General features: G+C 63.8%; 22 protein-coding genes. 11 read left to right on the top strand and 11 right to left on the bottom strand.

The window, feature by feature from the left end; genetic code table 11:
• Window positions 1–62: 62 nt before the first annotated feature.
• Entirely contained in the window at window positions 63–1,550 is a 1,488-nt protein-coding gene (locus C483_RS03260) for an amidase (protein WP_006651924.1), read from the bottom strand.
• Between the two features lie 65 nt (window positions 1,551–1,615).
• Entirely contained in the window at window positions 1,616–3,145 is a 1,530-nt protein-coding gene (locus C483_RS03255) for an amidase (protein WP_006651923.1), read from the bottom strand.
• A 194-nt stretch (window positions 3,146–3,339) separates the two neighbouring features.
• On the opposite strand from C483_RS03255, the gene C483_RS03250 reads away from it, so the two are divergent.
• Complete coding sequence (locus tag C483_RS03250; protein WP_049912404.1) at window positions 3,340–3,540, top strand: hypothetical protein; 201 nt, start codon at window positions 3,340–3,342, stop codon at window positions 3,538–3,540.
• A 70-nt stretch (window positions 3,541–3,610) separates the two neighbouring features.
• On the opposite strand, the gene C483_RS03245 is transcribed toward C483_RS03250, so the two are convergent.
• From C483_RS03245 to C483_RS03235, 3 genes are all read right to left on the bottom strand, one after another.
• A complete protein-coding gene (locus tag C483_RS03245; RefSeq protein ID WP_006651921.1) occupies window positions 3,611–4,084 on the bottom strand; it encodes a hypothetical protein in 474 nt (157 codons plus the stop codon).
• A 110-nt stretch (window positions 4,085–4,194) separates the two neighbouring features.
• The gene (locus C483_RS03240; RefSeq protein ID WP_006651920.1) at window positions 4,195–5,571 is read right to left on the bottom strand and encodes a geranylgeranyl reductase family protein; all 1,377 of its coding nucleotides are present in this window, start codon (window positions 5,569–5,571) and stop codon (window positions 4,195–4,197) included.
• Window positions 5,572–5,682: 111 nt separating this feature from the next.
• Window positions 5,683–6,429 carry a proteasome assembly chaperone family protein gene (locus C483_RS03235; protein ID WP_006651919.1) on the bottom strand — a complete coding sequence of 249 codons (747 nt, stop codon included), beginning with the start codon at window positions 6,427–6,429 and terminating at the stop codon, window positions 5,683–5,685.
• 116 nt (window positions 6,430–6,545) lie between these two features.
• Here C483_RS03235 and C483_RS03230 point away from each other — a divergent pair, with 116 nt between their 5' ends.
• Together C483_RS03230 and C483_RS03225 are read left to right on the top strand one after the other, a co-directional pair.
• On the top strand, window positions 6,546–7,454 hold the full coding sequence (locus C483_RS03230; RefSeq protein WP_006651918.1) for an RsmB/NOP family class I SAM-dependent RNA methyltransferase: 909 nt from the start codon (window positions 6,546–6,548) through the stop codon (window positions 7,452–7,454).
• On the top strand, window positions 7,454–7,981 hold the full coding sequence (locus C483_RS03225; RefSeq protein ID WP_006651917.1) for a DUF7122 family protein: 528 nt from the start codon (window positions 7,454–7,456) through the stop codon (window positions 7,979–7,981). The genes C483_RS03230 and C483_RS03225 overlap by 1 nt, the downstream gene beginning before the upstream one ends.
• 60 nt (window positions 7,982–8,041) lie before the next feature.
• Here C483_RS03225 and C483_RS03220 read toward each other — a convergent pair whose 3' ends face one another.
• The 3 genes from C483_RS03220 to C483_RS03210 form a co-directional block, all read right to left on the bottom strand.
• Window positions 8,042–8,221, bottom strand: a complete 180-nt coding sequence (locus C483_RS03220) for a hypothetical protein (RefSeq protein WP_006651916.1) — start codon at window positions 8,219–8,221, stop codon at window positions 8,042–8,044.
• A 155-nt stretch (window positions 8,222–8,376) separates the two neighbouring features.
• Window positions 8,377–9,084 (bottom strand): hypothetical protein, encoded by a 708-nt coding sequence (locus C483_RS03215; protein WP_006651915.1) that lies wholly within the window; start codon window positions 9,082–9,084, stop codon window positions 8,377–8,379.
• Window positions 9,085–9,156: 72 nt separating this feature from the next.
• Window positions 9,157–10,689, bottom strand: a complete 1,533-nt coding sequence (locus C483_RS03210; RefSeq protein ID WP_006651914.1) for a DUF790 family protein — start codon at window positions 10,687–10,689, stop codon at window positions 9,157–9,159.
• Between the two features lie 108 nt (window positions 10,690–10,797).
• Here C483_RS03210 and C483_RS03205 point away from each other — a divergent pair, with 108 nt between their 5' ends.
• The 3 genes from C483_RS03205 (at window position 10,798) to C483_RS03195 (ending at window position 13,513) form a co-directional block, all read left to right on the top strand.
• Window positions 10,798–11,685, top strand: a complete 888-nt coding sequence (locus tag C483_RS03205) for a mechanosensitive ion channel family protein (RefSeq protein ID WP_049912403.1) — start codon at window positions 10,798–10,800, stop codon at window positions 11,683–11,685.
• Between the two features lie 149 nt (window positions 11,686–11,834).
• Window positions 11,835–13,007, top strand: coding sequence for an outer membrane protein assembly factor BamB family protein (locus C483_RS03200; RefSeq protein ID WP_006651912.1), 1,173 nt, complete (start codon window positions 11,835–11,837; stop codon window positions 13,005–13,007).
• Between the two features lie 233 nt (window positions 13,008–13,240).
• Window positions 13,241–13,513, top strand: coding sequence for a HalOD1 output domain-containing protein (locus C483_RS03195; RefSeq protein WP_006651911.1), 273 nt, complete (start codon window positions 13,241–13,243; stop codon window positions 13,511–13,513).
• Window positions 13,514–13,519: 6 nt separating this feature from the next.
• On the opposite strand, the gene C483_RS03190 is transcribed toward C483_RS03195, so the two are convergent.
• Entirely contained in the window at window positions 13,520–15,208 is a 1,689-nt protein-coding gene (locus C483_RS03190) for a DEAD/DEAH box helicase family protein (protein WP_006651910.1), read from the bottom strand.
• Between the two features lie 138 nt (window positions 15,209–15,346).
• Between C483_RS03190 and grpE the strand changes: the two genes are divergently transcribed.
• From grpE to C483_RS03175, 3 genes are all read left to right on the top strand, one after another.
• Window positions 15,347–16,588, top strand: coding sequence for a nucleotide exchange factor GrpE (gene grpE / locus C483_RS03185; RefSeq protein ID WP_006651909.1), 1,242 nt, complete (start codon window positions 15,347–15,349; stop codon window positions 16,586–16,588).
• Window positions 16,589–16,766: 178 nt separating this feature from the next.
• A complete protein-coding gene (locus tag C483_RS03180) occupies window positions 16,767–17,927 on the top strand; it encodes an SPFH domain-containing protein (RefSeq protein WP_006651908.1) in 1,161 nt (386 codons plus the stop codon).
• Between the two features lie 70 nt (window positions 17,928–17,997).
• Window positions 17,998–19,824: a YcaO-like family protein gene (locus C483_RS03175; protein WP_006651907.1), complete on the top strand. Its 1,827-nt coding sequence runs from the start codon at window positions 17,998–18,000 to the stop codon at window positions 19,822–19,824.
• A gap of 132 nt (window positions 19,825–19,956) precedes the next feature.
• Here the strand turns inward: C483_RS03175 and C483_RS03170 are convergent, their stop codons facing one another.
• Entirely contained in the window at window positions 19,957–20,514 is a 558-nt protein-coding gene (locus C483_RS03170) for a hypothetical protein (protein WP_006651906.1), read from the bottom strand.
• Between the two features lie 104 nt (window positions 20,515–20,618).
• On the opposite strand from C483_RS03170, the gene C483_RS03165 reads away from it, so the two are divergent.
• Window positions 20,619–21,104: a cupin domain-containing protein gene (locus tag C483_RS03165; RefSeq protein ID WP_006651905.1), complete on the top strand. Its 486-nt coding sequence runs from the start codon at window positions 20,619–20,621 to the stop codon at window positions 21,102–21,104.
• 46 nt (window positions 21,105–21,150) lie between these two features.
• On the opposite strand, the gene guaB is transcribed toward C483_RS03165, so the two are convergent.
• A complete protein-coding gene (guaB, locus tag C483_RS03160; protein ID WP_006651904.1) occupies window positions 21,151–22,653 on the bottom strand; it encodes an IMP dehydrogenase in 1,503 nt (500 codons plus the stop codon).
• 520 nt (window positions 22,654–23,173) lie between these two features.
• Between guaB and C483_RS03155 the strand changes: the two genes are divergently transcribed.
• On the top strand, window positions 23,174–24,343 hold the full coding sequence (locus C483_RS03155) for a DUF5794 domain-containing protein (protein WP_006651903.1): 1,170 nt from the start codon (window positions 23,174–23,176) through the stop codon (window positions 24,341–24,343).
• Window positions 24,344–24,347 lie beyond the last annotated feature (4 nt).

The raw sequence follows: 24,347 nt of genomic DNA, 5'->3' as shown, positions 1-24,347 counted from the left end.
GGCGGAGAGCGGTTGTGAACGCGTGCCAGTGATCACCATGTACAGGCAGGTCGTGCCAGTGGTCACTCGTACAGATGGTCCCAGGGCCGGTGGGACTCGAGTACCGCGCTCCCGGCGAGCACGGTATCATCTCCGAAGCGCGGGCCGACGAGCTGGAGTCCGACGGGGTGTCCCGCGTCCGTGAGCCCGGCGGGCGCGGAGGCGGCGGGGTGGCCGGTCCAGTTGAACGGCCAGGTGAGCGGCCACTCCCAGGCTTCTGCGTCCAGGTCTTCGTGGAGGCCAACGTTGGCGCGCGAGAGCGTTGGCGTCACGAGCAGGTCGTACTCGGAGAGCACATCCTGCACGGCGTCGAAGATGGCCGTCCGGGCGATGTCAGAGCGCGCGATGTCGGCGGGGCCGTACTGCTCGCCCAGTTCGAGCATCCGGGAGAGGCTGTCGGTGATCGTCTCGGGATGGTCGCGCAGGTCGACGCCGTGGGACTCCGCGGTGACGGTGGCGCTCTCGAGCATCGACGTCGTGAACGTCGGGATCACCGCCTCGATGAGGTCGTCCAGTTCGTAGCCGTGGTCGACGGAGACCTCCTCGACGGTAGCACCTGCGTCCTCGAACGACGCCACCGCGTCGTCGACGACCGAGCGAACCGCGTCCGTGACCGGGAAGACGTCGAGAGCCGGGCTGTAGGCGATCCGCAGATCGGTGGACGGCTCCTGTACAGCGTCCCGGAACGCGATATCGACGGGGACGCTCTCGGGATCACCGGGATGGTGGCCGGCCATTGCCGAGAGGAGCGCAGCCGAGTCGGCGACCGTGCGCGAGAGTGGCCCCTTCGTGACGTGGTGTCGCGCCCGGCCGAAGCCATTCGGACGGCTGACCGAGGGCACGAGACCGAACGTCGGCTTGAAGCCGTAGACGCCGCAGGCGGCCGCCGGAATGCGAAGCGAGCCGCCCGCGTCGCTGCCAGTTGCGACGGGTGTCATTCCCGCCGCGACCGCCGCTGCGGAGCCGCCGGAGGAGCCGCCCGCGTTCAGTTCGGTGTCGATCGGCGACGCCGTCGCCCCGATGACGTCGTTGGTCGTCGTCCCCTTGTGGCCGAACTCGGGCGTGTTCGTCGTCCCGAGCACGATCGCACCGGCATCCTCGAGTCGCGCGACGGTGACGGCCGTTTTGGGTGCCACGAAGTCGGAAAACAGCGTCGAGCCGAAGGTGTAGGGCAGGCCCTCCTTCAGCGATCCGAGGTCCTTGAGTGCGATGGGGACACCGTGGAGGGGGCCGATCTGTTCGTCGCTATCGCCGCTCCCGTCCGGGGCGTCAGCGCCGGCGGACTCGAGTACCCGGTCCGCTTCGGCGGCTGCCTCGCGCGCCTCGTCGGCACAAACGGTGACGAAGGCGTTGATTTCGTCGTCGCGTGCGTCGATTCGGTCGAGATGCGCCTCCACCGCTTCGGTGGCGGTTACCTCGCCGTCCCTGATTCGACTCGCGAGTTCGGTGGCTGACAGCCGCGTGAGTGCCGACTCGTCGAGACTATCCGTTTCGTGGCGCTCGCGTGACATACCCGTATTGTCTCACGGAGTGGAATATACGTTTGCTCGGCTGGCGCGCTCGTTGCATGGCTCGCTTACTCGAGTTCGAGTGCTCCAAACTGCTCCGGCGGCACGCGATTCTCCGTCGTCTGCTCGAACGCATACGCGAGTTCGAACAGCCGTGGCTCCGCGAACGCGCGGCCGAGTAACTCGAGTCCAACCGGGAGCCCGTCGTCGGTGAACCCGGCGGGGGTAACGATCGCGGGCAACCCCGTGTGCGCCGAAAGTTCACAGTTCATCTCCTCGAACGGCTGGTGGTCGTCGACGGTGACCGGCGGAACCGTCGAGGGCGGGTACAGCAGGGCGTCGAGGTCGTGGTCGGCCAGCGTCGCCAGGACAGTATCGCGAAGCTCCTTGCGGCGCTCGAGGCGGCGGAGGTAGCCCGTATTTTCGTCGAGCGAGTCCTGATCAGTTCCGAGGATGTCACCGCCCTCGAATCGGGCCTCGATCGACGGCGCGAGTTCGCCGGAGTCGACGACGGCTGCGAGTGACTCCTGTGGGGCAGCATCGCCGAGCGTCTCGAGATACGCGTCGAAGTCTCGGGCGAACTCGTATGCGAGCACACGAGCGCTCAGGAGCCAGTTCGTGTCGACGACGTCGACCGGATCGACGATCGTCGCGCCGGCCGCCTCGAGGTCGTCGATGGCGGACTCGAGCACGCTCGTCACGGCTGCGGCGTCGTCTTCGGAGACGGCCTCGTACTCGTCGGCATCTCCCTGGAGGCCGAAGAACTGTCGAGCGATCCCGATTCTGGCATCGTCGAGGCCGTCCGCATCGAGGTGGGCAGTGTAGCCGTCGTCGGGAACTTGCCCGACGCCGCTGGCCGTGACCGGGTCCTCGGGATCGTAGCCGGCCATGACCTCGAGTAGTCGAGCGGCGTCGTCGACGGTTCGCGCGATGGGGCCGGGCGTGTCCTGCGTTTCGCTGAGGGGGACGAGCCCGGTTCGACTGCACAGGCCTCTGGTCGGGCGAACGCCGACGAGATCGTTGAACGCGGGCGGCGAGCGATTCGACGAGCAGGTGTCGCTCCCGGTTCCGACGAGGCCCAGGTTCGCGGCGATAGCCGCGGCGGTGCCGCCGCTCGAGCCGGACGGCCGGTGCTCGAGATCGTAGGCGTTTCGCGTCGCGCCGCCGAGCGAACTGATCGTGTCGACGCCGAAGGAGAGTTCCTGTAGGTTCGCCTTCGCGATGATGATCGCACCAGCTTCCCGAAGCTGGTCGACGACGAACGCGTCACGCGACGGCTGTGAATCCGCGAGTGTCGTCGACCCCGCCGTGGTCGGCATATCGTGGGTGTCGTGGTTGTCCTTGATGATCGTCGGAACGCCGTGGAGCGGCCCGACGAACCCGTCGCGTTCGAACTGCGCGTCGAGATCGCGGGCGCGGTCGCGAGCCCGGTCGTTCACCGTCAGGATCGCGTTCAGCTCGTCGTCGTAGGCGTCGATTCGCGTCAGGTAGCGCTCGACGAGTTCTTCGGCGGTGACCGCGCCGTCGGCCATCGCGTCGTGAACGGCTGCGACGCTGGTCTCGAGCAGGTCGAACGAGTCTGTGTGGTGTGTGGGCATCTGTGGGTCGTGTCTACCGGGTCGTCTCGGAGAAGGAACCTGAATCTATCGTCCGCTGGGTGACAGGCCGCGGTCTGGCTGTCGGGTTCCAATGACAGCAGCGATCCACCAGCGCCGTGGCGCACCACCAGCCCCCACTCGGCACGCGCAGGCCGCTCGTGTTTTGCTGCGGAACTCGTCCATTTTGCTGTCCAATGACAACAACCAGTACTCGAGTGGACGCGCTCACGAAGGCGAGCACAGCGACGACAGTGATCGACGCGGTGATGGAGTTCGTGCGAGGCCGACGGGCGAGCGGGCTCTTCCTCCTCGGGGCTGCAGCCCTCTCCTCGCGGATTCCAGGCGTCGGAACGGCAGCCTCGGTGTTGCTTCGTGCGTATCGGCGGGTTCGGTAGGGGTTCCGAGAAGCGAGAAACGCAGTCCAGCGTTAGTACGTCGGCTCTGCGCCGGAGAGAACCAGACGTGTCACGAGGTGTATTCCTCGTGATTGCCGTATGTTAGGTCCGGCTGTATTCCAGCTGATAGTTCATCACACCCTTCCGTGCCAACGAAGGTATTCCTCTCAGAGAGTTGTATTGAGAGATCAGTCGAACCATCACCGCCGCACTCTCTGACGCTCCATTCGGATTCCTCGATGGTATCCTCGTGAGTCACAACGACTGCATATTCGTTCCCTCGTTCTCCAATTTCGGGTATCTCTATTCCCGTTTTCCCGGGTATCACGTACTCTTGATCGATAACAACGGTGCCATCGGATTCTGTGACAACCAGTTCGACGACGGACTCGCTCTCGTTTTCGTTCTCGATGTATATCGTGTCCGCTCGACCCGTGCCTTCATCCGACGTTCCGGTAGTGTTGTTCGCTGTTCGCTGTACACAGCCAAGAGTCGCGACAGAAAGAGACACTCCGGTAGTAGCGAGGATGTCACGCCGATTCACAGTTTGATTAGCGCTTATCGTGATAAATGTCTTATGAGTGCGTGAGTGGATTACCTTTCGGTGAATTCGGCCAGGTCAGATACGTATGATCGATTCCAGAACCAGCATTCTCAGTACTTCGGCTCAGCGCCGCTGATATCGTAGACCCGGTCGAGCACGCTGTCGCGCTCCGAGCGCCAGGCGTCGAAGTGGTCGGGGCTGTCCGGATAGCTGTCGTAGACGCCCTTGAGCGAGCCGGCAGCCTGCTGGACCTTGTAGAGGTCGTAGAGCGTATCCCAGTGACCGAATGTCTTGATCAGCGTCTTGAGCTTGAGTCCGAGGCTCATATCGGCGGTTCCCTTCTTGCCGATCGCATCGACGAGCTGTTGGCCCGGCATCGCCGTGAGGACCGAAACGAGGTCGTCCAGTTCCTGTGCAGTGCCGAAGATGTTGTAGAGATCCATCGCCGCGAAGCGCTTGCCGAAGTCCGTCTGGACGCGCTGGTTGTACTCCCAGAGGGCCGCCTCGCTCACGTCCCCGTCGGAAATCGCGTCGACGGCGATCTTTGCCGCCCAGTGGCCACCCTTTGCAGCACCCGGAATACCACCGCCGGTACAGGGGTTGACGTGCCCCGCCGCGTCACCGACGGCCACGTATCCGGGGTGGACCGCCGAGTCGTACGGCCGACGGGTCGGGAGGGCGGCACCAAGCTTGTTCTTCACCGTCGCGTCCTGAAACTCCGCCCGATTGGCGATGTCGTCTTTGAGCGCGTCGACCAACTCCATCGGTTCCTGGCTCATCTGGAACCCCAGCCCGGCGTTGATCTCCGTCGCCGAGCGCGGGAAGTACCAGAGATAGCCCAGTTCCTCGGTCGGCTTGAAGACGAGCGCGTCGTCCCACTCGACCGGCTCCGGCACCTCGAGTACCTCGCGATACGCCGAACAGAACTGCGAGTAGTTGACGTTCGTATCGAACGACGACGCCGAGAGGTCCGCCTTGTCCTGCAACACCGAGAGCGCACCCGCGCCGTCGATGACGACATCGGATCGGTACTCGAGTACCTCGCCGTCCCGAATCGCAGTCACGCCCTCGACGGTGCCGTTCGGCTGGATGACGTCGTTGACGACGGTGTTGTAGTGGATGTCGACGCCGGCGCGGTCGGTTTCCTCCAGGAGGATCTGGCCGTACTTCCAGCGGTCGACGACGCCGCCGGTTTCGTTGAACGGGATCTCGAGACGCTCGTCACTCTGTGGGTTCTCGAAGATGGCGCGTTCGATCCCCTGGTTGGTGAACGCCTCATCTTTGAGCCGCTGGCGGTCGAGCACGTCGGGGAAGGAGCTCTTCCCCTTGATGCCGTCCCCACAGGCGATGTAGCCCCCCTCCTCCTCGGTTTTACGCTCGAGGAGGACGACGTCGAGCCCCTCCTTGGCGGCGGTCGTCGCAGCGAAGCAGCCGGCAGTCCCCCCGCCGACGACCACGATATCGTAGGCCTCGGTAGCCGAAGTCATCTCTAATCACGTTGAAGGGTGTCGGGAATTAAAAATACGTGGGAACTGTTTTGATGCCGCGGAGACGACGGAATTGCGTGGGTCGTCGCCTTCTCCGGAGACGAAATCGGCTTACTGATACATCCGAAGCGGCTGTGCCTGCGTGCTCTGTTCCTGACCGACTGCCTGCATCTGCTGTGCGAGCTGCTCGCGTTTCTCACGGATCTCCTCGGCGCGGTCGACGAGGTGCTGCACGTCGACCGAGAGGTCGGCCAGTGGTGCGACGGCGTCCTCGAGGAGGACGCTCGCTGCTTCCGGGTCGGGGAACTGCGGACTGCACTCGACGACGAGCCCGAGGCTGTCGTAGCCGGCCTGAGCCGCGTGGTTGATGAGCGCACCCGTAGGACCGGTGACGACGCCGTCTTCCGGTGGAACGTCGATCTCGCGATCGTCGAGGAGATCGGGTGCACTACCCGTTCCGACGCCGTAGAGGTCCGGCCGCTCGCCGTTGTCCCGGTCGGCTGGCAGTCCGCTCAGGTACAGCGGCGTCGCGTCGTAGTCGATGAGCCAACTCGTCACGCACTCGGCGACGTCGTCGAGCGCCTCCGGTCGGATCGGGGCGTCGCTCTGCAGTGCGAGCAGGTCGTGTTCCTCGCTGACGTAGAGTCGCACGGGCGGCCGAGCGGTTCGGTCACCACTCCGGTAGACGCCGATTCGAGGCAACCCCTGACAGTGGACGCTCGCGTAGTAACGCATGTCGAACTCGTCGACGAGGTGGTCAGTCGCGATTTTGCCGACGAGCCCGATGCCGGGAAAGCCTTCGACGAACGTTGGGTCATCGAGATCGGCCTCTGGTCCCTGCAGGCTGATTCGTGCCATGTGTTGGCAGACTCTGCGAGTGGGCATAAAAACGACGACGCTGCCGGCGAGCGAACCCAACGCAATCGGCCCGGCCTTCGAAACCCACAAACGCCGGGCAATCAAATCAGAGGCCAATGGAGCCATTCGAGCGGTACCGACCGATCATCGACGACTTCGAGGCCTTCCTCGCCGCCTGCGAGCGCCCGCTCGGCAACGCCGTGCGCGTGAACACGATCAAGGCTTCTGCCGAGCGCGCGACCGCCGCACTCGAGGAGGACGATGTCGCGTACGAGCAGGCCGAGTGGAACCCGCGCGTATTGCGCCTCGAGACGGACTCGCCGGGGTCGACGTGGACCTCCTTCCACGGCTTCACGCACGGCCAGGAGGAGGTCTCGGCGGTCCCGCCGGTCGTCCTCGATCCCCAGCCCGGCGAGCGCGTCTGGGACTGCTGTGCGGCCCCTGGTGGGAAGGCAACCCAGCTCGCCGCGCTGATGGACGACCGTGGGACGGTCGTCGCGAACGACAACAACCTCGGGCGTATCTCGGCGCTGCGGTTCAACGCCGAGCGCCTCGGTGCGACCAGCCTCGCGGTGACGAACGACGACGCGCGCAACTACTCCATGAAGCGGTTCCCGTTCGACGAGTTCGACCGGGCGCTCGTGGACGCACCCTGCTCCTGCGAGGGAACGATTCGGAAGAACCCCGACGCGCTGGACAACTGGTCGGAGGGCCACATCGACACGATCGCAGGCATCCAGAAGGGAATCCTCCGCCGGGCGATCCAGACGACCCGCGAGGGCGGCACCGTCGTCTACTCGACGTGTACCTTCGCGCCGGAGGAAAACGAGGCCGTCGTCCAGCACGCCATCGACGAGGAGGACTGTCGCGTCGTGGACTTCGACCTCGAACTGGCGCACGCACCCGGCCTCACAGAGTGGCGAGACGAGACGTTCGATTCCACACTCGAGCAGGCCGCGCGAATCTACCCCCACCACAACGACACCGGCGGCTTCTTCGTGGCGAAACTGGAGGTGACCGCCTGATGAGCGACGACTCGAGTGCCGACCTGCACAAAAACGACGGCCAACAGTTCGGGCGTCTCCCCGAAACCGACGCCGACCGAACCGTCGAAGGCCGCGTCAGCCGCGCTGCCGTCGTCGACTACTTCGAGGATCGCTTCGCGATTCCGCCTGAAACGTTCGACGACTACACCTTCTGGGAGAAGGGCGCGGGCAAGATCTGGCTCTACAGCGGCGAGGCCGACTCGCCGCTCGAAATCGAGGCTATCGGCATGACCTGTCTGCGAACCCGCCAGGAGCACTGGAAGCCCACGACGGACTTCGTCCAGCGCTTCGGCGCACACGCCAGCGAGTGCGTGATCGACCTCGACCGCGAGGCCGCCCGCCGGTTCGCCGCCGGCGAGGACCAGGAACTCGAGTGGGACGGCGACTGGGGATACTTGATCGCGGCCCACACTGTTGCGGGCGAGCGCGAACCGCTCGGCATCGGACTGTACGTCCACGGCGAACTGCGGTCGATGGTGCCGAAAGGACGCCAGCGAGAGTTGTAGTCGTCGTTCGAATCGGTCGCTGTATCTGGACAGCCGTTTTCAGTGCAACTGTAATCAATCTCAGGCCAGATCGAACTTCGCGTAGTGTCGCATCAGCTCGAACAGTCCGTAGCAGGCGATCATGAGACCAAGAGCCAGAAAGAATGCCCGCGAAGACCGAACGAAGAGGTAGAGTTCCGGCAGAAACCCAACGAGTGCAACCGCCGTGCCGGCAGCGACGAACTTATATTCTCGTCTCATCCGTTACAGCCACTCTCACAGTGGGTTGAAATATCACTTTTGGTGATCGAACCCGCGTCTTCGACCCTGACAGCATCTTTGAGATGGTCGTCAGTGACTCACACGGGTACTGGACACGCTTCGGTGGAATGGGGAACACGTACCCGTTCCACCCGCTACCGGAGCGCCCCCACCAGCGACCGTGCCGTCCCCGGCCCGTTCTCGAGTACCGCCCGCGGAAACCGACGCCGAGCGCCAGCCAGGGCGTACTCGAGTGCCCGCGTCGCATCGTCGACAATGCCGACGCCGTGGCCGACGATGACGCGGTCGGGTTCGTACTCGCGCAGCGAGTGGGGCGGGTCGAGTCGGAAGAAGAGTTCGAGACCGAGGCGCTCGTCGTCGACGAGGAAGGGGGCCGCCGTACCGATCGATTCGGGGGTGTACAGTGTGTCGTGGCTATCCCAGTAGAGGATCGCCTCGTCCCAGAGCGGGATCGGCTGGCGGCGGACGATCTCGACGGCGGGATCGAACGAGTCGGCGTAGCGCTCGATCGGAGCCGTCGTTCGGTCGTCGACGCGCCCCATCCACTCCGGAATGACGATGGGAACGTCGTACCGCCGCGCGAACCGATCCGCGTCGCGCGTGTGCCAGCACGAACAGATTGCGACGCCGGCGACCGCGGTGTCGTGCTCCTCGGCGAGGTCGTCGATCAGGTCGTCGACGCCGGGTGCCCAGAGCGGGTCGAGCAGCCAGACGCCTGACTCGCCGACGACGGCGTGACTCGCCCGCTGGCCGAGTTCGTCGGGATGAGCCAGCCAGCCAACTCCGTCCTCCCAGCGGTCGATTTCCCGAAAACCGCTGGCTGCCTGTCGCTCGTATGCCATATTTGTGGGTGTATGTGAACGGTAATAGCAGTTTGCGTCAGCGGCAACGGTCGGGCGGGCAATCGACGCGCCTCAGCGCTCGACGACCGTCCCGCCGCTTAACCCCTCCCACTCCACGCGGTAGCCGAGTTCCGCGAGTACCGCGCTGGCGTCCGTCAGATCAGACTCCTCGAGAACCGATTCGGCTTCCTGGAGACTCATGCCGGCTTCGATTTCGTCACCGACGGACTCGAGTACCCGCGGGCGGACGAGCGTGCGGCCGACGCGGCGGTGGTCCGGGAACCGTTTATCCGCGAGGGCGTCCGCACTGACTCCGTGGCGAGCAGCGAGGGACTCGAGTGCCACGACATCGTCGTCGGGTGTGAGTTCGGCCGGCAGGTCGGCCGCACTCTCCCGAATCAGGTCGGCCTCGTACTCCCGGAGCACGTCGACGACGTCTTTGACGCGGACGGTCCCAGAATAGGGAATCGCGCGGTGGTCTCGCGTCTCGATCGCCTCGCCGACGCCGAGGGAGTCGTCGACCGCGACGAGGAGGTCGATATCTTCGAGGGACTCGAGTTGGTCGAGTTTCTTCTGGACGTACTCGGGCGTCCAGAAGCCCATGATCTCGAAATAGAGCCGGTACTCGCCGTGGGCGTACTCGAACGCAAAGTCGGGAATCATCACCCGCGTGCCCGTCGCGAGTGGCTCGGGTTCGCGCACGAGGTCCCAGTCGAGGTCGAGTTGCGTGAAGCGGGCGGCGAAGTCAGACTCGACGCCGCTGTCGAAGGTCACGTCGGTGACCGGTTCGGCGTCGGGGACCGTGACCAGGTCGTCGTGTGAGAGCGAGAGCGTCCGCTCGGTACCGCGGTCGTCGATGGTCGCCTCGAGGTGCCAGGTCTCGGCGCTCGCGACCGTCCGCAGGAGGCGCGCAAAGCGGGTGCCGTACCGTCGCGTCGCCCGGAAGAGGTGTGTCGGGCCGGTGACGACGACCTCACGATCGCTCGCGAGACTGCCGGTCGACCCAGCCGCTGCGTCCGGGTTCCGGATCTCGTACATCAATCGCAGCCGTTTGACCGCCGAGACGAGCGCCTTCGGATCGCTCGAGCGGACTCGCAGTTCCGTCGCGTCGAACAGTGCCGTCTGCGCCAGCGAGAGGTTGTACTGCGCGAGCAGGGCGTCGGGGTCCCAGCGCGAGGCGACTTCGGCCAGAACCTGGCGCTCGTCCAGGTCTGCGTAGAGAGTGGACTCGAGTACGTCCGCCGACAGGCCGAGCGATTCGCCGGCCCGGATGAGCGCCATGGCACGCTCGTCGTCGGTGACGACACCGACGGCGTCTGCGGCCTGGAAGACCGCGCGGCGAGCGCGTTCGGGATCGAGTTCGGCGTCGGTTTCGAAGGTGGACTCGCGCTCGAGCAACGCCGAGAGGCCGCGAACGAGTTTGAAGTCGTCCGCGTCCCGTTCGAGGTCGGTGAGGGCGTCCTCGAGGTCGCCACGCTGGTGGCCGACGTGTCCCTGGTAGGTGCCGATGACGCGAGCGGCGAGCGGGCGGTGCTCGCGTGCGGCGAACTGCGGGTGGAAGCCGCCGCCGGCGCGGGAGACGCGCAGCAGATCTTTCGTCAGCATCGCTACCTACTAGCTACTGGGAGCGACGGGGGCAAAAGTCACGCGACCGGTCCATCGTGTTTCATCGGCTCAAAAAGAGTCTTTTAGGTGACCTTCCATTGGCGAAACGTGATAGCACAGCAGCTGCCAGTCGGTTCGGTGAATAGTGTGCCGTCAGTCGACGAATACGTGCCGGCGATCATCGACGTGGTGGCAACCGCCGCAATCTTCGCCGTCGCGTTCGTGGTGCTCTACTGGGTCGGAAAGGCACTCTTGCTCAGTCTCACCGAGCGGTCACTCGAGAGCCGCGGCTTCAACGAGGGGGTGATCTCGCTCGCGCGAAGTATCGTCACCGTGCTCATCCTGCTCGGGTCGGTCGCGATTGCGGCGACGGTCGCCGGCTTCGGCACCGTTCTCGTGGCCTTATCCGCGCTCGGTGGTGCCGTCGTCTTGGCTGTCGGGTTTGCTGCGCAGGACCTCATCGCCAACTTCGTCGCCGGGATCTTCATCGTCAAGGACGAGCCGTTCACTATCGGCGACATAATTGAGTGGGACGACAACCAGGGTGTCGTTCGCGACATTCAGCTCCGTGTTACCCAACTCGAGAGCCACGACAACGAACTGGTCACCGTGCCGAATTCCGAACTCGCCGACTCGGTCGTCGTGAACCCGTCCAGAAACGACCTCCTTCGTGTCTCCTATGATTTCGGCATCGGCTACGATGACGACATCGAGCAGGCAAGGGCGGCGCTCATCGAGGAAGCCGAACAGGTACCGGGCGCGCTTACAGAGCCCGAGCCGTCCGTTGCTGTCACGGATCTCGGTGACTCCGCGGTCGTCCTCACCGGCCGGTTCTGGATCGATCCGGCGGAGTACCGACCTGCTGCTGCACGAACGGCCTATATCGAGGCTGGCAAGAAGCGTCTCGACGCAGAAGGGATCGACATGCCGTACCCGCATTCACAGCTGACGGGGTCGGTGTCGGTTGCGGAACGAACGGAGACCAAGATGGCCTGAAAATCGTCGGACCGCGGCGACCCTCAGTAGTTCGTTCACCCACTCGTCTTTCGGCCGCCTCGTCAGAATCACTTTCTGATAGTACAGCCGGACTGGTTACGCACCTTCACCCACTGTTTTTATTGGCCAGCAGGAGAAACTATCGGAAAATGCCCTCCTGTACGCGCCGCCGGGCGCTCACATTACTTGGAGCGGCCAGCGCTGGTCTCGCTGGGTGTCTCTCTCGTGGCGCCCCGTCCGGCGACCTCGGGCCGGTTGATGGAGAGTGGCCGGTCGACGGAAGCGAATCCGGCCGAACTCGCTCGGTCAGTGAGACACCCGCTGAGCCGGCGGCGGTCTGGACGACCGAACTGGAGGACGTGCGGGCGACTCGAACGCCGTCGATAGCCGACGAGCGTATTTACGTTCCAGCCGATGCGGTCTCTGATCGTGCGCGACACCGGTACCAGTTGCATGCGCTGGCGGCCGGAACCGGCAAGGAGCGCTGGCGTGTCTCACTTCGGTCAGATCCGAACGCTTCTCCAGCAGTCGCCAGCGAACGGGTAATCGTCAGTGCACAGCGCGGGCTCGAAGCGGGACGGCTCGTTGGATTCGAGAAACGCGACGGTGGCGAAAGCTGGCTCTACGATATCGATGCACGGGTGACCGCCTCGCCGATGATCGACCGCGGGACTGTCTATCTCCCCGACTGGGACGGATACGTTCACGCGCTTTCGGTAGCCGATGGCTCGGTTCAGTGGTCTCGGCAGGTCGGAGCAGATGAGTCGAATCGAACGGTTGCCAAACCGGTTGCCGTTCACGACGAAACGCTGTTTGTGGGAGGTTACTCGGGACGAGCTGGTGTTCTTGCCGTCGATGCTGCGACCGGGGACGACCGCTGGGCTCACGCTACCGACCGTGTGATAGCGGGCCCAGTCGTCGATGACGAATTGGTTGTCGTTCAGGCCGGGAGCGTCCTCACGGCGTTCGAGCGGGATGGAACTGAGCGATGGACGTTCAACGTGGTCGACGACTACTGGGAAACCCCGCTCGCGATGGACGACGAGCACATCTACGTTTCGACCGTGGACACCCTCCACGCGATCACTCGAGGCGGCGAGCACGGGTGGGAGTACCCTCTCTCTGAGCGAAGCGGCGGCCCGCCAACCGTTGTCGGTGACGAGGTGCTCATCTCTGAGGACGGAACACTCACAGCGCTCGCACGAACGGACGGCGAACCACGCTGGCGTCTCGAGACGGACGGAAACAGAGACGTTGTCGCGATACCGGATGCGATATTCATGCGTGAATCGGGCGGACGCTTGACATCCTCCTCCGCCTGAAGGCGGAGGAATCCCGACCACGGTTGGGATAATAACCGCACGTGGACCGGAGTGAAACAGTCTCAACCGGGAAGACAGCCGAGTCATCCTGTTTCTACGGTGGTACTATCGAACCACACTCAACTGCCCTCTCGAAACCACCGGTGACCACAGCCAAACCAGTCAGTAAGGCTGTCTTTCAGTCGACACGCCACCAATACCTATACCACCCGTTCGCATCAGCCAGTGGTACAATGTCTGATCAAACCGAACGAGAGATCGTTCGCCGAGAACTGGACCAGTCCGCCGCCAACCCAGCGGTCCAGATCGCAGAAATCGTCGCCGAACTCGAGAACACCGAGCCCACGCGCCTCCCGACGATGTACGACTGCGTGGACGGCATGCTCGACAATCTTTTCTCCCAGCCGCCTTCGCCGGAGGCACAGATGGCAGTCGAGTTTAGCTACAAGTCGTACCGGATCACGGTCGAACAGGATGCAACTGCCACGTTCGTCAAGACTGGCTAACAGCCATTAGGACCGGCGTTGGGCGGCGTTTTCTTCCGAGGTGTTCGCACTGATGACCTCGTAGAGAATCGCACGGCCGGCACGGGCCGCAGAGATGTCGTCTGCAAACTGGTCCGTACTCGAGTTCAGTCCGGTGTCAGCGTCCTTCGTGCCACCAGCGCCACCAGAACCCAATGGGTCACCAGTTTTTGGCCGCAAAATCCGACCGAGTCGCTGGGTGAACTCCCGCTCACTGCCGCTGCCCGAGAGAACGACCGCGACGTTGGCGTCGGGAACGTCGACCCCCTCGTCGAGGACGTTCGAGGTCGCGATGCGCGTATAGGTTCCATCGCGGAAGGACTCGAGTAGCGCTCGGCGCTCGGCGGCACCGGTCTGGTGGGTGATCGTCGGGATCAGGAAACGCTCGCTCACGTCGTACGCGAGGTCGTTGGACGCGGTGAAGACGATGATCCGATCTTCGCGATGGCGGTCGAGAATGTCCTGCAGGGCGTCGAGTTTCGCCTCGCTCCCGCGGGCGATTTCGCGGGCACGCTGGCGGGCCAGCAGCGCTTCGCGAGCTGCGGGGTCGTTCCCGGAGCGTTTGACGAGTTCCTGGTAGTCAGAGCCGCTTTGCATGCGGATGTTCGACCGGGCGAGGTAGTCCGAGAATACGTTCTGCTTCGCCTCGTACTCCTCGCGCTCGGCCGGCGTGAGCGACACCTCGAGTCGCTTGACGTCGTAGGCTGCGAGGTGGTCGCCCGCCAGTTCGTCGACGTCGACGCGATGGACGAGCGGGCCGACGATATCCTCGATGATCTCGTGAGCGTCGTCCGGCCGTTCGAACGTCGCGGTGAGTCCGAGGCGGGCGGGTGCGGCGAGCAAGCGCGCGATCTCGCGGTAGCCCTCGCCGCCGAGGTGGTGAACCTCGTCAAAGATGACGAGCCCGAACCGGTCGCCGATGGAATCGGCCTTCAGATACGCCGAGTCGTACGTCGAGACCGTGATCGGCTCGCGGCGCTGCTCGCCGCCGCCGAAGCGACCGACTGTGCAGTCGAACTCGGGTTCGGACTCAAGTTCGCGTTGCCACTGCTCGAGCAAGTCGATGGTGGGGACGACGACGAGCGTTGGGACGCCGAGGCGTTCGATCGCCTTCAGCGCGATAACGGTCTTGCCGCTACCGGTGGGGAGTTCGAGAACGCCGGCGGGTGCGCGCTCGACGGCAGAGGTCGTCGCTCCGAGGTCGAGGTCGAGGTCGGCCCACCGGTCCGTCTCTAGCCAGGACTCGAGTGCCTCCCGCTGGTACGGCCGGAGTTCGTACGCGGAGTGCAGGCCAGCGGAGAGGTTCGGGAGGTCGAGTACTCGGTCGTCGATGTCGACCCCGGTGTCGGAGTTGCCCTCGACATCGCCATCCCCATCCCCATCGACAGCAGCGAAACCGCGGTCGGACGAAACTGCAGACAGCGCCCGCCGGATCGCAGCGTACCGAAATGCTGGTGTACGGTAGGTCTCTGATCGCGGATCGTACTCGAGTTCGAGGTCGGAGTTGCGTTCGAACGGAAGGACGGACTCGAGTGTGTCTGGCGAGGTGTCTCGAGGGGACTCGATGGTCGTGTGCTCGCGTGTCTCGAGCCGAATCGTTCCGTCCTCGTACTGGATGGAAATCGGTGTGGGATCCGAGGGCCGACTCACGGACGGTGTTCGGGGAGAGAGATACATATACTGTTGGATGGGGGGAGAGCCGTACGATCGACTGGACTCGTGGTGAGAAATCGGAGGCCGTTGTCGAGGCGCAATAAGCTATCGAGTCAGGCGGCGACCTCAACCCTTTTAGTATCGCTGTTCGTTGACCCGAATATGAGTGACGACGAGGGCACGAACACGCCAGCCCAGGGTGTCCCGTCCGAGGACGAATCCGCCGAGACGGCGGCTGACGAAGACGTTGCGTCGGCCGTCGCGGAAGCCGAATCCGAATCGGCGGAGACGGAGTCGGAACCGGACACAGAGACTGCCGATACTGCAGACGAGACTGCACCGGCGGAGTCTGCCACGGAGACGGACGCAGACGACGTGGCCGACGACTCCAACTCGGACGCACCAGCATCGGACCACGAGCCAGGCGAACCGGAGTCGACCGAGTCAGCCGAACCGGCCGAATCGACTGCTGACGAACCATCGACAGACGGTACAGATGCTGCGGCCGAACAGGAACAGGAATCCGCATCGGAACTAGCATCCGGGTCCGAACCCGAATCCAAATCCGAACCTGGATCCGAACCCGGATCGGACTCTGCCTCTGAATCAGAGGCAAACGTAGACGCAGACGCAGACGAAAACCAGAACCAACCCTCCGACGCCCAGCAACTCGTCGACCGCCTCGCCGAGTACGACGAGGATCTCGCACAGACCATCGACACGGTCGTCAGCCAGGCACAAGAGCTCTCGAGTACCGTCGAGCATCAGCGAGCCGAACTCGAGGACCTGACCGAGCGCGTCGAGGCCCAGGCCGAGACGATTGGCGACTTGCAAGACGAACTTGACGCGCGCGAAGAAGAACTTGCGGCGAAAGAGGAGGAGGTCGAGGACCTAAAGAGTCGTCTCAAGCGCAAGCAGGCGGACTTCCAGAACTACAAGAAGCGCGCGAAAAAGCGCCAGGACCAGATCAAAGACCGTGCGACGGAGGATCTCGTCGAGCGGCTCATCGGTGTCCGGGACAACCTAAAGCGCGCGCTGGAGGAGGGAAGCGACGACGTCGACGGTCTCCGGGACGGCGTCGAGATGACGCTGCGCGAGTTCGACCGCATTCTCGAGGACGAGAACGTGACCGAGATCGACCCCGAACCCGGGACGGAGACCGATCCGCAGCGCCACGAAGTGATGATGCAGGTCGACAGCGACCAGCCCGAAGGGACCATCGCGGACGTCTACACGCCTGGCTACGAGATGGGTGAGAAAGTCATCCAGAACGCACAGGTGACGGTCTCGAACGGCGAGTTAGCGACTGCCGAGGACGGAGCAGCCGACTCCGAAACTGACGACAGTGGTGATGGTGACGACGCTGGAAACGGTGACGACACGGTTGACAGCCAGTCCGCGTAGTCTCGGGATACCGACTACCCAGTCGTTTTCTGCCCACGCTGTAGTGGGTTGCTGTTCCGTTTCGCTTCAGTCGCTTCCAGGCATTGCCAACACGTTCTGGTGCCGACTGCAGCGTTGGTTCGGTTCCGTCACCACGCCAAGAGTTATTCGACCAGCGTCCCTAGAATGACTACTAGTCATGTTGTCAATCGGTAACACAATACAAAACGCGACGGCTGCCGCGCCGCTCCAGGTGCAACTCGAGGACCCCCTGGTGCTGGCAGGGGTGCTCCTACTCGTCCTCGTCGTAGTCACCGTCTGGTCGATGGTCGAGATCGTCGATGCCTACGACAGGGGGGCGCTCACGGTCTTCGGCGAGTACCGCAAACTCCTGGAACCGGGGCTGAATATCGTCCCACCGTTCGTCTCACGGGTCTACACGTTCGACATGCGAACGCAGACGATCGACGTGCCGAGCCAGGAGGCAATCACTCGGGACAACTCGCCCGTTACGGCCGACGCTGTGATCTACATCAGAGTGATGGACGCCACGCGAGCGTTCCTCGAGGTCGACAACTACGAGAAGGCGGTCTCTAACCTCGCTCAGACGACGCTGCGCGCCGTCATCGGCGATATGGAACTCGACGACACGCTCAGTCGCCGCGAGATGATCAATGAGCGAATCCGCCAGGAACTCGACGAACCGACCGACGAGTGGGGGATTCGCGTCGAGAGCGTCGAGGTCCGCGAGGTCAACCCCTCGCCGGATGTCCAGCGCGCGATGGAGCAACAGACCTCCGCAGAGCGCAAACGCCGCGCCATGATTCTCGAAGCACAGGGTGAACGCCGCAGTGCCGTCGAGAAGGCAGAGGGAGACAAGCAGTCGAACATCATCCGTGCACAGGGTGAAAAGCAGAGCCAGATCCTCGAAGCGCAGGGTGACTCCATCTCGACTGTGCTCCGTGCTCGCTCCGCCGAATCGATGGGCGAACGCGCCGTCATCGACAAAGGGATGGAAACGCTCGCCGATATCGGCCAGGGCGAGTCCACGACCTTCGTCCTCCCGCAGGAACTCTCCTCGTTAATCGGGCGCTACGGCAAGCACCTCTCGGGAAGCGACGTCGAGCAACAGGACGGCCAACTCGAGAGCCTCTCGTTCGACGAGGAGACCCGCGAACTGATCGGCCTCGACGACATCAGCGAGATCATCGGTGAGATCGACGAGGAAGCCGAGATGGACGTCGAAGCGATGGAGCAGGAAGCCCAGGCGATCAAAGAGGGGGAGGATATGGGCGCTGAGACGGGTGAGACGATCGACATTGCGGAGACGCGCCAGGATAGCGACGCCGACTCGGAGTAGGGTGTCAGCGCGCCCACTCACAAACGGCATCGAGCACGACACTTTTGCCCGCTGCCTGTGAGATTCAGGTATGCACGTACACGTCGTCGCCGACGACCCGGTCCGCGCGGCGCTCGTCGCCGCGCTCGGAGACGTCGACATCACCGTCGAGGACGCCGAGCCCGCAGCCCTCGACGACGCCCGCTTTGCCGTCGTCAGCGACGTTGCCGGCGCACAGACGTTCGAGCAGGCCAACGAGGCAGCTCTCGCAGGCAACACACCCTGGGTCGCCGTCGAAATCGGCGGCGTCGGCGGTCATCCCCTCCCCACCGTAGACGCCGCCGTCGCCGGCTTCGCACCGGCGTCCGGCCCCGGTGTCGGCTGCTACGACTGTCTCCGGACGCGCGTCGCAGCCGGACTCGAGTCCGACGCCGACACGAACGCGACCGAAACAGCCGGCGGCCGTCCGAGCACCGACCGCTCCACCGCCCGCCTCGCCGGCGCGCTCGCCGGCCGGGAGTGCATCCGCATCTTCTCGGGCGATGAGCAGTCCGTGATCGGCCACGTACTCGAGTTGCCCCACGTCCGACGGCGGGTGCTGCCGGTCCCGGGCTGTGCATGTGCCTCGGGCGAACGCGACCGGGCGCTCTCGCGGGACGACGACGCGCTCGGACTCGATGCGGCGGTCGAACACGCAGAGCAGGCGATCGACGACCGGGTTGGGATCGTCAAGACGATCGGCGAGATCGAATCCTTCCCTGTTCCCTACTATCTCGCGACGAGCGCGGAGACGCGCGGCTTCAGCGATGCGAGCGCGCCAGCGCAGGCTGCGGGCGTGGCGGACGACTGGAACGCCGCGCTGATGAAGGCCGTCGGCGAGGGACTCGAGCGCTACTGCGCCGGCGTCTATCGGGACGACGAGTTCGTTCACGCGAGCGAGGCGGCCCTCGACGACGCAGTAACGCCGACGGAACTCGTGCGGCCGGACGACGCGCCCACCTACGACTCGTCGGCTGAGCACCGCTGGGTGCCTGGCGAGAACCTCGCGACCGGCGAGCAGGTCCATCTCCCAGCCGCCGCAGTCCAGTTCCCACAGCCGGGCGAGTCGCTGGTTCCCGGCATTACGACTGGGTTGGGACTCGGCTCCTCGACCGTCGACGCGCTCCTCTCCGGTCTGACAGAGGTCATCGAGCGCGACGCGACGATGCTCGCGTGGTACTCGACGTTCGACCCGCTCGGGCTCTCCGTCGACGACCCGGCATTCGATGTTCTCGAGCGCCGCGCGCGAAGCGAGGGACTCACCGTGACACCGTTGCTCGTTACGCAGGATATCGACGTCCCCGTCGTCGCGGTTGCAGTGCATCGAGACGACATACCCGACGAATCCGAAAACGATGCCTGGCCCGTCTTCGCCACCGGTTCCGCTGCCGGTCTCGATGCAAGCGCCGCTGCTGTCTCCGCACTCGAGGAGGCCCTCCAGAACTGGATGGAGTTGCGTAATATTGGCCCGGACGAGGCGGCCACAGCGTCGGGCGCGATCGGCGAGTACGCCGCCGCGCCACTCTCAGATGCTGCGCGCTCCTTTATCGACGTCGAACAGACGGTACCTGCAGCGAGTGTCGGGCTGACGGACGACGGCGGGGACGGGGGCGAGGACGGGGACGGGGACCAACCCAGCGGACGCGACGAACTCGAGTTGGTCGTCGACCGAGTGCAGGATGTGGGGCTGACGCCGTACGCGGCACGGCTTACGACGCGAGACGTGGCCGCTGTGGGATTCGAGGGGGTTCGCGTCGTTGTTCCCGGCGCACAGCCGCTGTTTACCGGCGAGCCGTTCTTCGGTGAACGAGCGCGGCATGTTCCGGAGGAGATGGGATTCGAGCCGAGACTGGAGCGGGCGTATCATCCGTATCCCTGACTGTGCGAGTCGTTTGAAACTGTCACTGCCACTGTCGCTGTCGACCTGCGCGGAGTGCTCGGAATCGATACTGCGGTGCCGGCGAGACCCCAACACGAAGCGAAGTGGCTGATTCTGGCGTTGTGAGGGCAATTACGAGTCGGCGCTGGAGTCGGAGTCAGAATTAGAGTCAGAGTCGGAATCAGAATCAGACTCGGATTCTGTCTGATTGTCCGGTAGTTCTGACTCGTCCTCGAGTTCACCTGCAGTCTCGTTGTCGATCGTCTCGTTCTCTGTTGGCTCTCCGTCGGTATCGCCCCGCTGGACCTCGATCACGAGATCGTCGTCGTGAATTCGGACGGAGACGAGCATGGTGTTCGAGGTAACAGAGACCTCCCTGACATCCGCCTGTTCTTCGTCCGTGCCGTCGTATCGCACGAACCGAACGCTCTGTGTGGTCGCCTCGAGGTGGGGCGGACTCACTCTCTGGTCCGGCGTGACGGTGTAGCTCTCGTCGTAGGTCTGACGACCTGCTTGTTGGTCGTACGCTTCGATCGCAATGTTGTGCGACCGCTCAGCCTCGCTGTGAATTTCGATGGGGATGATTCCCTGGAACCGTCCCTGAAAGTGCTCCTCGACGGCATCGACACAGCCCGCGAGACCGACGGTGGCGAGGACGCCTGCGGATCGGAGTGCCGTACGGCGGTTCACACACGCGATTCGGGACCGAGCAAACGTATGTGTTACCTTTTGCGAGCCACCGCCGCGTGTGAACTCTACCCAACCATTTTATCACCGAGCGCGAATAGCAGGCTATGGAAAAAGTCTCGATCGACGAGGTCGACAACGAAACGAATCCGATGGGCGTCCACTCGGTTCGACGACCGATCTCGGCGGCGCTTGGCTTCTCTGACTTCGCGATGAACTACTTCGAACTCGAGCCCGGCGAATCCTTCTCGGGCGGCTACCACACACACCACGATCAGGAGGAAGTCTTCTACGTGGAGGACGGGACAGCACAGTTCGATACCGAAGACGGAACCGTGACGGTCAGTTCGGGCGAGATAATCCGCTTTGCACCGGGTGAGTTCCAACAGGGATACAATCCTGACGACACAGATGAGCGAGTCGTCGGCTTTGCGTTCGGTGCACCAGGCGCACAGCACGAGTGGGACCAGATCGAGTCACTGGTTCACTGTCGAATCTGCGAGGACGAACGAGGGCACGGGCTCACGATTACGGATGGGGGTGCGTTCGAACTCACCTGTACGGACTGCGAAAACTCGTTCGTGCTTGGCTGAGTGGTACTCGAGACGAGGGAGAGGAGAGACCGGGGACGAAAACAGATTAGCTGTCGTTCGGCGAGTAGTTCGGCGCTTCGTCCGTAATGACGACGTCGTGAGCGTGGCTCTCGGCCTGGCCAGCTGAGGAGACGCGAACGAACTCGGAGCGCTCTTTGAACGCCGGAATCGTTGCTGCGCCGACGTAGCCCATCCCGGACTGCATCCCGCCGGCGAGCTGGTGGAGTTCAGACTGAAGCGAGCCCTTGTACGGCGTCGCTGCCTCGACACCCTCCGGGACGTAGTCTTCCTCCTCGTCTGGCTCCTCCTTGAGGTACCGGTCGCTGTCGCCGGATTTCATCGCGCCGACGCTCCCCATGCCGCGGTACTGCTTGTACTTCTTGCCGTTCATCGTAACGACGCGGCCGGGGGCCTCGTCGGTACCGGCGAAGTAAGAACCGAGCATGACGGCGTCTGCACCGGCGGCGATCGCCTTGATCGCATCGCCGGAGTACCGAATGCCACCGTCTGCGATGACGGGAACGTCATACTCGCTCGCGACGTCTGCGACCTGCGCGACGGCCGTGATCTGTGGCATGCCTGATCCCGAGACGACACGGGTCGTACAGATCGATCCGGGTCCAATACCGACCTTGAGGCCGTCTGCGAAGTCGACGAGTTCTTCGGCCGCCTCACGGGTTCCGATGTTGCCCACTACGACGTCGGCGTCGACGCTCTCTTTGATCTCGCGAGCGCCGTCGATGACGTTCAGGTTGTGCGCGTGTGCGGTGTCGATAAAGAGCACGTCCGCGCCCGCCTCGTCTGCGGCCTCGGCACGTTCCTGCTCGAACGGACTGACTGCGACTCCACAGCGCAGACGACCGTCCTCGTCGCGAACGGCTTCCTTGTACTCGCGGCGCTGGAGAATGCCCTGCATCGTCACCAGGCCAACGAGGAGGTTCTCGTCGTCGACGACCGGAATGCGCTCGATTTTGTGCTCGTACATCAGATCGAACGCATCGCGGGCGTTGATCTCTTCTGGTGCCGTGATGACCTCGTCGGTCATCGCTTCCGTCACCGGGTCGTCCTCGTTGACTTCGAGGTGTGGCCGGATGTCGGTACTCGAGATGATCCCGAGTACCTCACCGTTGGTGTTGACGACAGGTGCGCCGCCGACGCCCTGTCGGGCCATCAGGTCGTCGACTTCGCGGACGGACATCTCGGGATCTGCGGTGACGACAGAGTCAAAGGGGATGACGAGCTCGTCTGCGCTCTTGACGCGCTCGATTTCCTCGACCATCTCGTCGATGTTCATGTTGCGATGGAGGACGCCGAGGCCGCCGTGGCGGGCCATCGCGATTGCCATGCCGCTCTCGGTGACGGTGTCCATCGCGGCGGAGAGAATCGGGACTGAGAGCTCGACGGTGGTCGATACGTTCGATGTGAGGTCTGCATCATCTGGTTCGACACGGCTCTCCTTGGGTCGAAGGAGGACATCGTCGAACGTAAGCGCCTCTGGGACGGTGAGTTTTGAAGAGTACGGCTCGTGCTCAGGAACGTCGTTCGCCATGTAAACTGTCCGAACGCCCGAGCAAAAAGCGTTGCGAGATACGTACCGAATGCGAACTGCTGACGGGTGTGATGAGTTCGGACGACGAGCAACACAACCGAGGAGTACAACACGCCCATAGCGTGATCGGACAACCGTCGAACTGTCTGGTCTGGCGTCCACCGTTTACGCGGTCCAGGTTGAGGGATACCACCTGTCGGGCAGATAAGTGCACCTTCGTCAGGATCTGCGCGTTGACGGCGAAAGTATGCCGAGTTGTGTAACCGTATCTCACGCAACGTTTATTGATAGCCCGGTGTTCCACTCGTGTATGAACGCTGTGAGTTCCAGCGAGACCCGAACCGTTGGCCGGACGAACGCCGTCTCCGTCGCCAAAAATATGTTCGGGAAATTTACACTTCCTTTCAAACTCACAGCACGAGGCCGTATCCGGACGAACTGGCGGGTACCGAACCTGTCCGTGCGTGACCGGTTATCATATCACCCATCGGCCTCGGGTCATGGCCATCGTTCCTAAGCGATGAGCGCATCTCAGCACCCGGTCGCACTCCGCCTCGAGCGGTTAGTCGGTGGTGACGCCAAGCTGTTGGCGCTCGTGATGATGCTCCCGCTGATCGATGGCGTCTTCCCGGCGCTCATTCTGGCGGGTGCGATCGACGACCCATGGAGCGCCGTTCAGGTCGGTCTCCTCATCTTCGGTGGTAGTGCAACCGTCGCCGTCATGCTCGCCGAGATGAACGGGACGCCCCGCGAGCAGGTCGCAATCGTCCTGCTCGTCGGGATTCCGCTCATACTGCTCGCCGCCGTGCAAGCCGCACTTGCGCCGGCGATCGAGACGGTCCTAAACGAGGAGATCATCACGCGCTTCGCTGCGGTCGTTATCCTCGCGATCGCCGCCAAGACTGCCAGCGCGACTATCGGCGAGTACCTCCCGAGTCCGGGTGTCATCATCGGGCTTGGGCTGGTCGCAAGCATCGACCCGAACGGTGCTGCGTTCACCATGATGGACGACCCCACGCTCGTCGTGAACGCGACGCTCGCAGCAGTGGCCGGCGTCGCCTTCGCACTCGCCATTGCGGTTAGCGGTCCGTACCTGCGCGAGTACATGGATATCGACCGCTTCCGTTTCGGCAGTGCTGTCGCGCTTGGACTGTTACCACTGTCGCTGCTCGGCATGGCGTTCGGACAGGCACCGCTGGCTGCGCTCGTCGTGGCCGCCCTGTTCGCGATCGAGTTCCCGTTCGAACGCGACTCGAAGTCTGCCAGCTCGGACGGACCATCTGACGGCCCGGCACCGGTTTCCACGACTGCGTCGGCACCCACGAACACCAGGACGCCATCACGGAGTCCAACGAGGTCGTCGAACTCGTCACCAACGCCGTCGTCGTTCGTCCCGGCTGTCGGAACCGGGCCACTCGCCGATGGTGGTGAGGACAGTTCCGACGAGTCAACGCCCGTTGCAACCGCTGCGGCAGGCGATTCGGGTTCGAAGAAAGATGCAGACACGACTGCGGCCGAGACCGAGACCCAGTCCGAGTCCGAACCGGAATCTGAACGTAAGCGCAAACAACCACAGGTTCAGGCACAGGATCCCGGCCCCGAACAGTCGACCAGCCAGGATGACGACGACAACGGAGCCTACCCCGGTGACGACACCACCGAAACCGAAGGACGCGCCCCCTGGCTCTAGTCCG

The sequence above is a fragment of the Natrialba hulunbeirensis JCM 10989 genome (genome assembly GCF_000337575.1).
Lineage (GTDB): Archaea > Halobacteriota > Halobacteria > Halobacteriales > Natrialbaceae > Natrialba > Natrialba hulunbeirensis.
The sequence above is the reverse complement of the archived record's forward strand: the minus strand, read 5'-3'. Positions and strand labels throughout refer to the sequence as shown.

Coding starts and splice junctions, on each gene's coding strand:
- C483_RS03260 (WP_006651924.1), bottom strand. CDS start 1,550: ATGTCACGCGAGCGCCACGAAACGGATAGTCTCGACGAGTCGGCACTC.
- C483_RS03255 (WP_006651923.1), bottom strand. CDS start 3,145: ATGCCCACACACCACACAGACTCGTTCGACCTGCTCGAGACCAGCGTC.
- C483_RS03250 (WP_049912404.1), top strand. CDS start 3,340: ATGACAACAACCAGTACTCGAGTGGACGCGCTCACGAAGGCGAGCACA.
- C483_RS03240 (WP_006651920.1), bottom strand. CDS start 5,571: ATGACTTCGGCTACCGAGGCCTACGATATCGTGGTCGTCGGCGGGGGG.
- C483_RS03235 (WP_006651919.1), bottom strand. CDS start 6,429: ATGGCACGAATCAGCCTGCAGGGACCAGAGGCCGATCTCGATGACCCA.
- C483_RS03230 (WP_006651918.1), top strand. CDS start 6,546: ATGGAGCCATTCGAGCGGTACCGACCGATCATCGACGACTTCGAGGCC.
- C483_RS03225 (WP_006651917.1), top strand. CDS start 7,454: ATGAGCGACGACTCGAGTGCCGACCTGCACAAAAACGACGGCCAACAG.
- C483_RS03220 (WP_006651916.1), bottom strand. CDS start 8,221: ATGAGACGAGAATATAAGTTCGTCGCTGCCGGCACGGCGGTTGCACTC.
- C483_RS03215 (WP_006651915.1), bottom strand. CDS start 9,084: ATGGCATACGAGCGACAGGCAGCCAGCGGTTTTCGGGAAATCGACCGC.
- C483_RS03210 (WP_006651914.1), bottom strand. CDS start 10,689: ATGCTGACGAAAGATCTGCTGCGCGTCTCCCGCGCCGGCGGCGGCTTC.
- C483_RS03200 (WP_006651912.1), top strand. CDS start 11,835: ATGCCCTCCTGTACGCGCCGCCGGGCGCTCACATTACTTGGAGCGGCC.
- C483_RS03195 (WP_006651911.1), top strand. CDS start 13,241: ATGTCTGATCAAACCGAACGAGAGATCGTTCGCCGAGAACTGGACCAG.
- C483_RS03190 (WP_006651910.1), bottom strand. CDS start 15,208: ATGTATCTCTCTCCCCGAACACCGTCCGTGAGTCGGCCCTCGGATCCC.
- grpE (WP_006651909.1), top strand. CDS start 15,347: ATGAGTGACGACGAGGGCACGAACACGCCAGCCCAGGGTGTCCCGTCC.
- C483_RS03180 (WP_006651908.1), top strand. CDS start 16,767: ATGTTGTCAATCGGTAACACAATACAAAACGCGACGGCTGCCGCGCCG.
- C483_RS03175 (WP_006651907.1), top strand. CDS start 17,998: ATGCACGTACACGTCGTCGCCGACGACCCGGTCCGCGCGGCGCTCGTC.
- C483_RS03165 (WP_006651905.1), top strand. CDS start 20,619: ATGGAAAAAGTCTCGATCGACGAGGTCGACAACGAAACGAATCCGATG.
- guaB (WP_006651904.1), bottom strand. CDS start 22,653: ATGGCGAACGACGTTCCTGAGCACGAGCCGTACTCTTCAAAACTCACC.
- C483_RS03155 (WP_006651903.1), top strand. CDS start 23,174: ATGAGCGCATCTCAGCACCCGGTCGCACTCCGCCTCGAGCGGTTAGTC.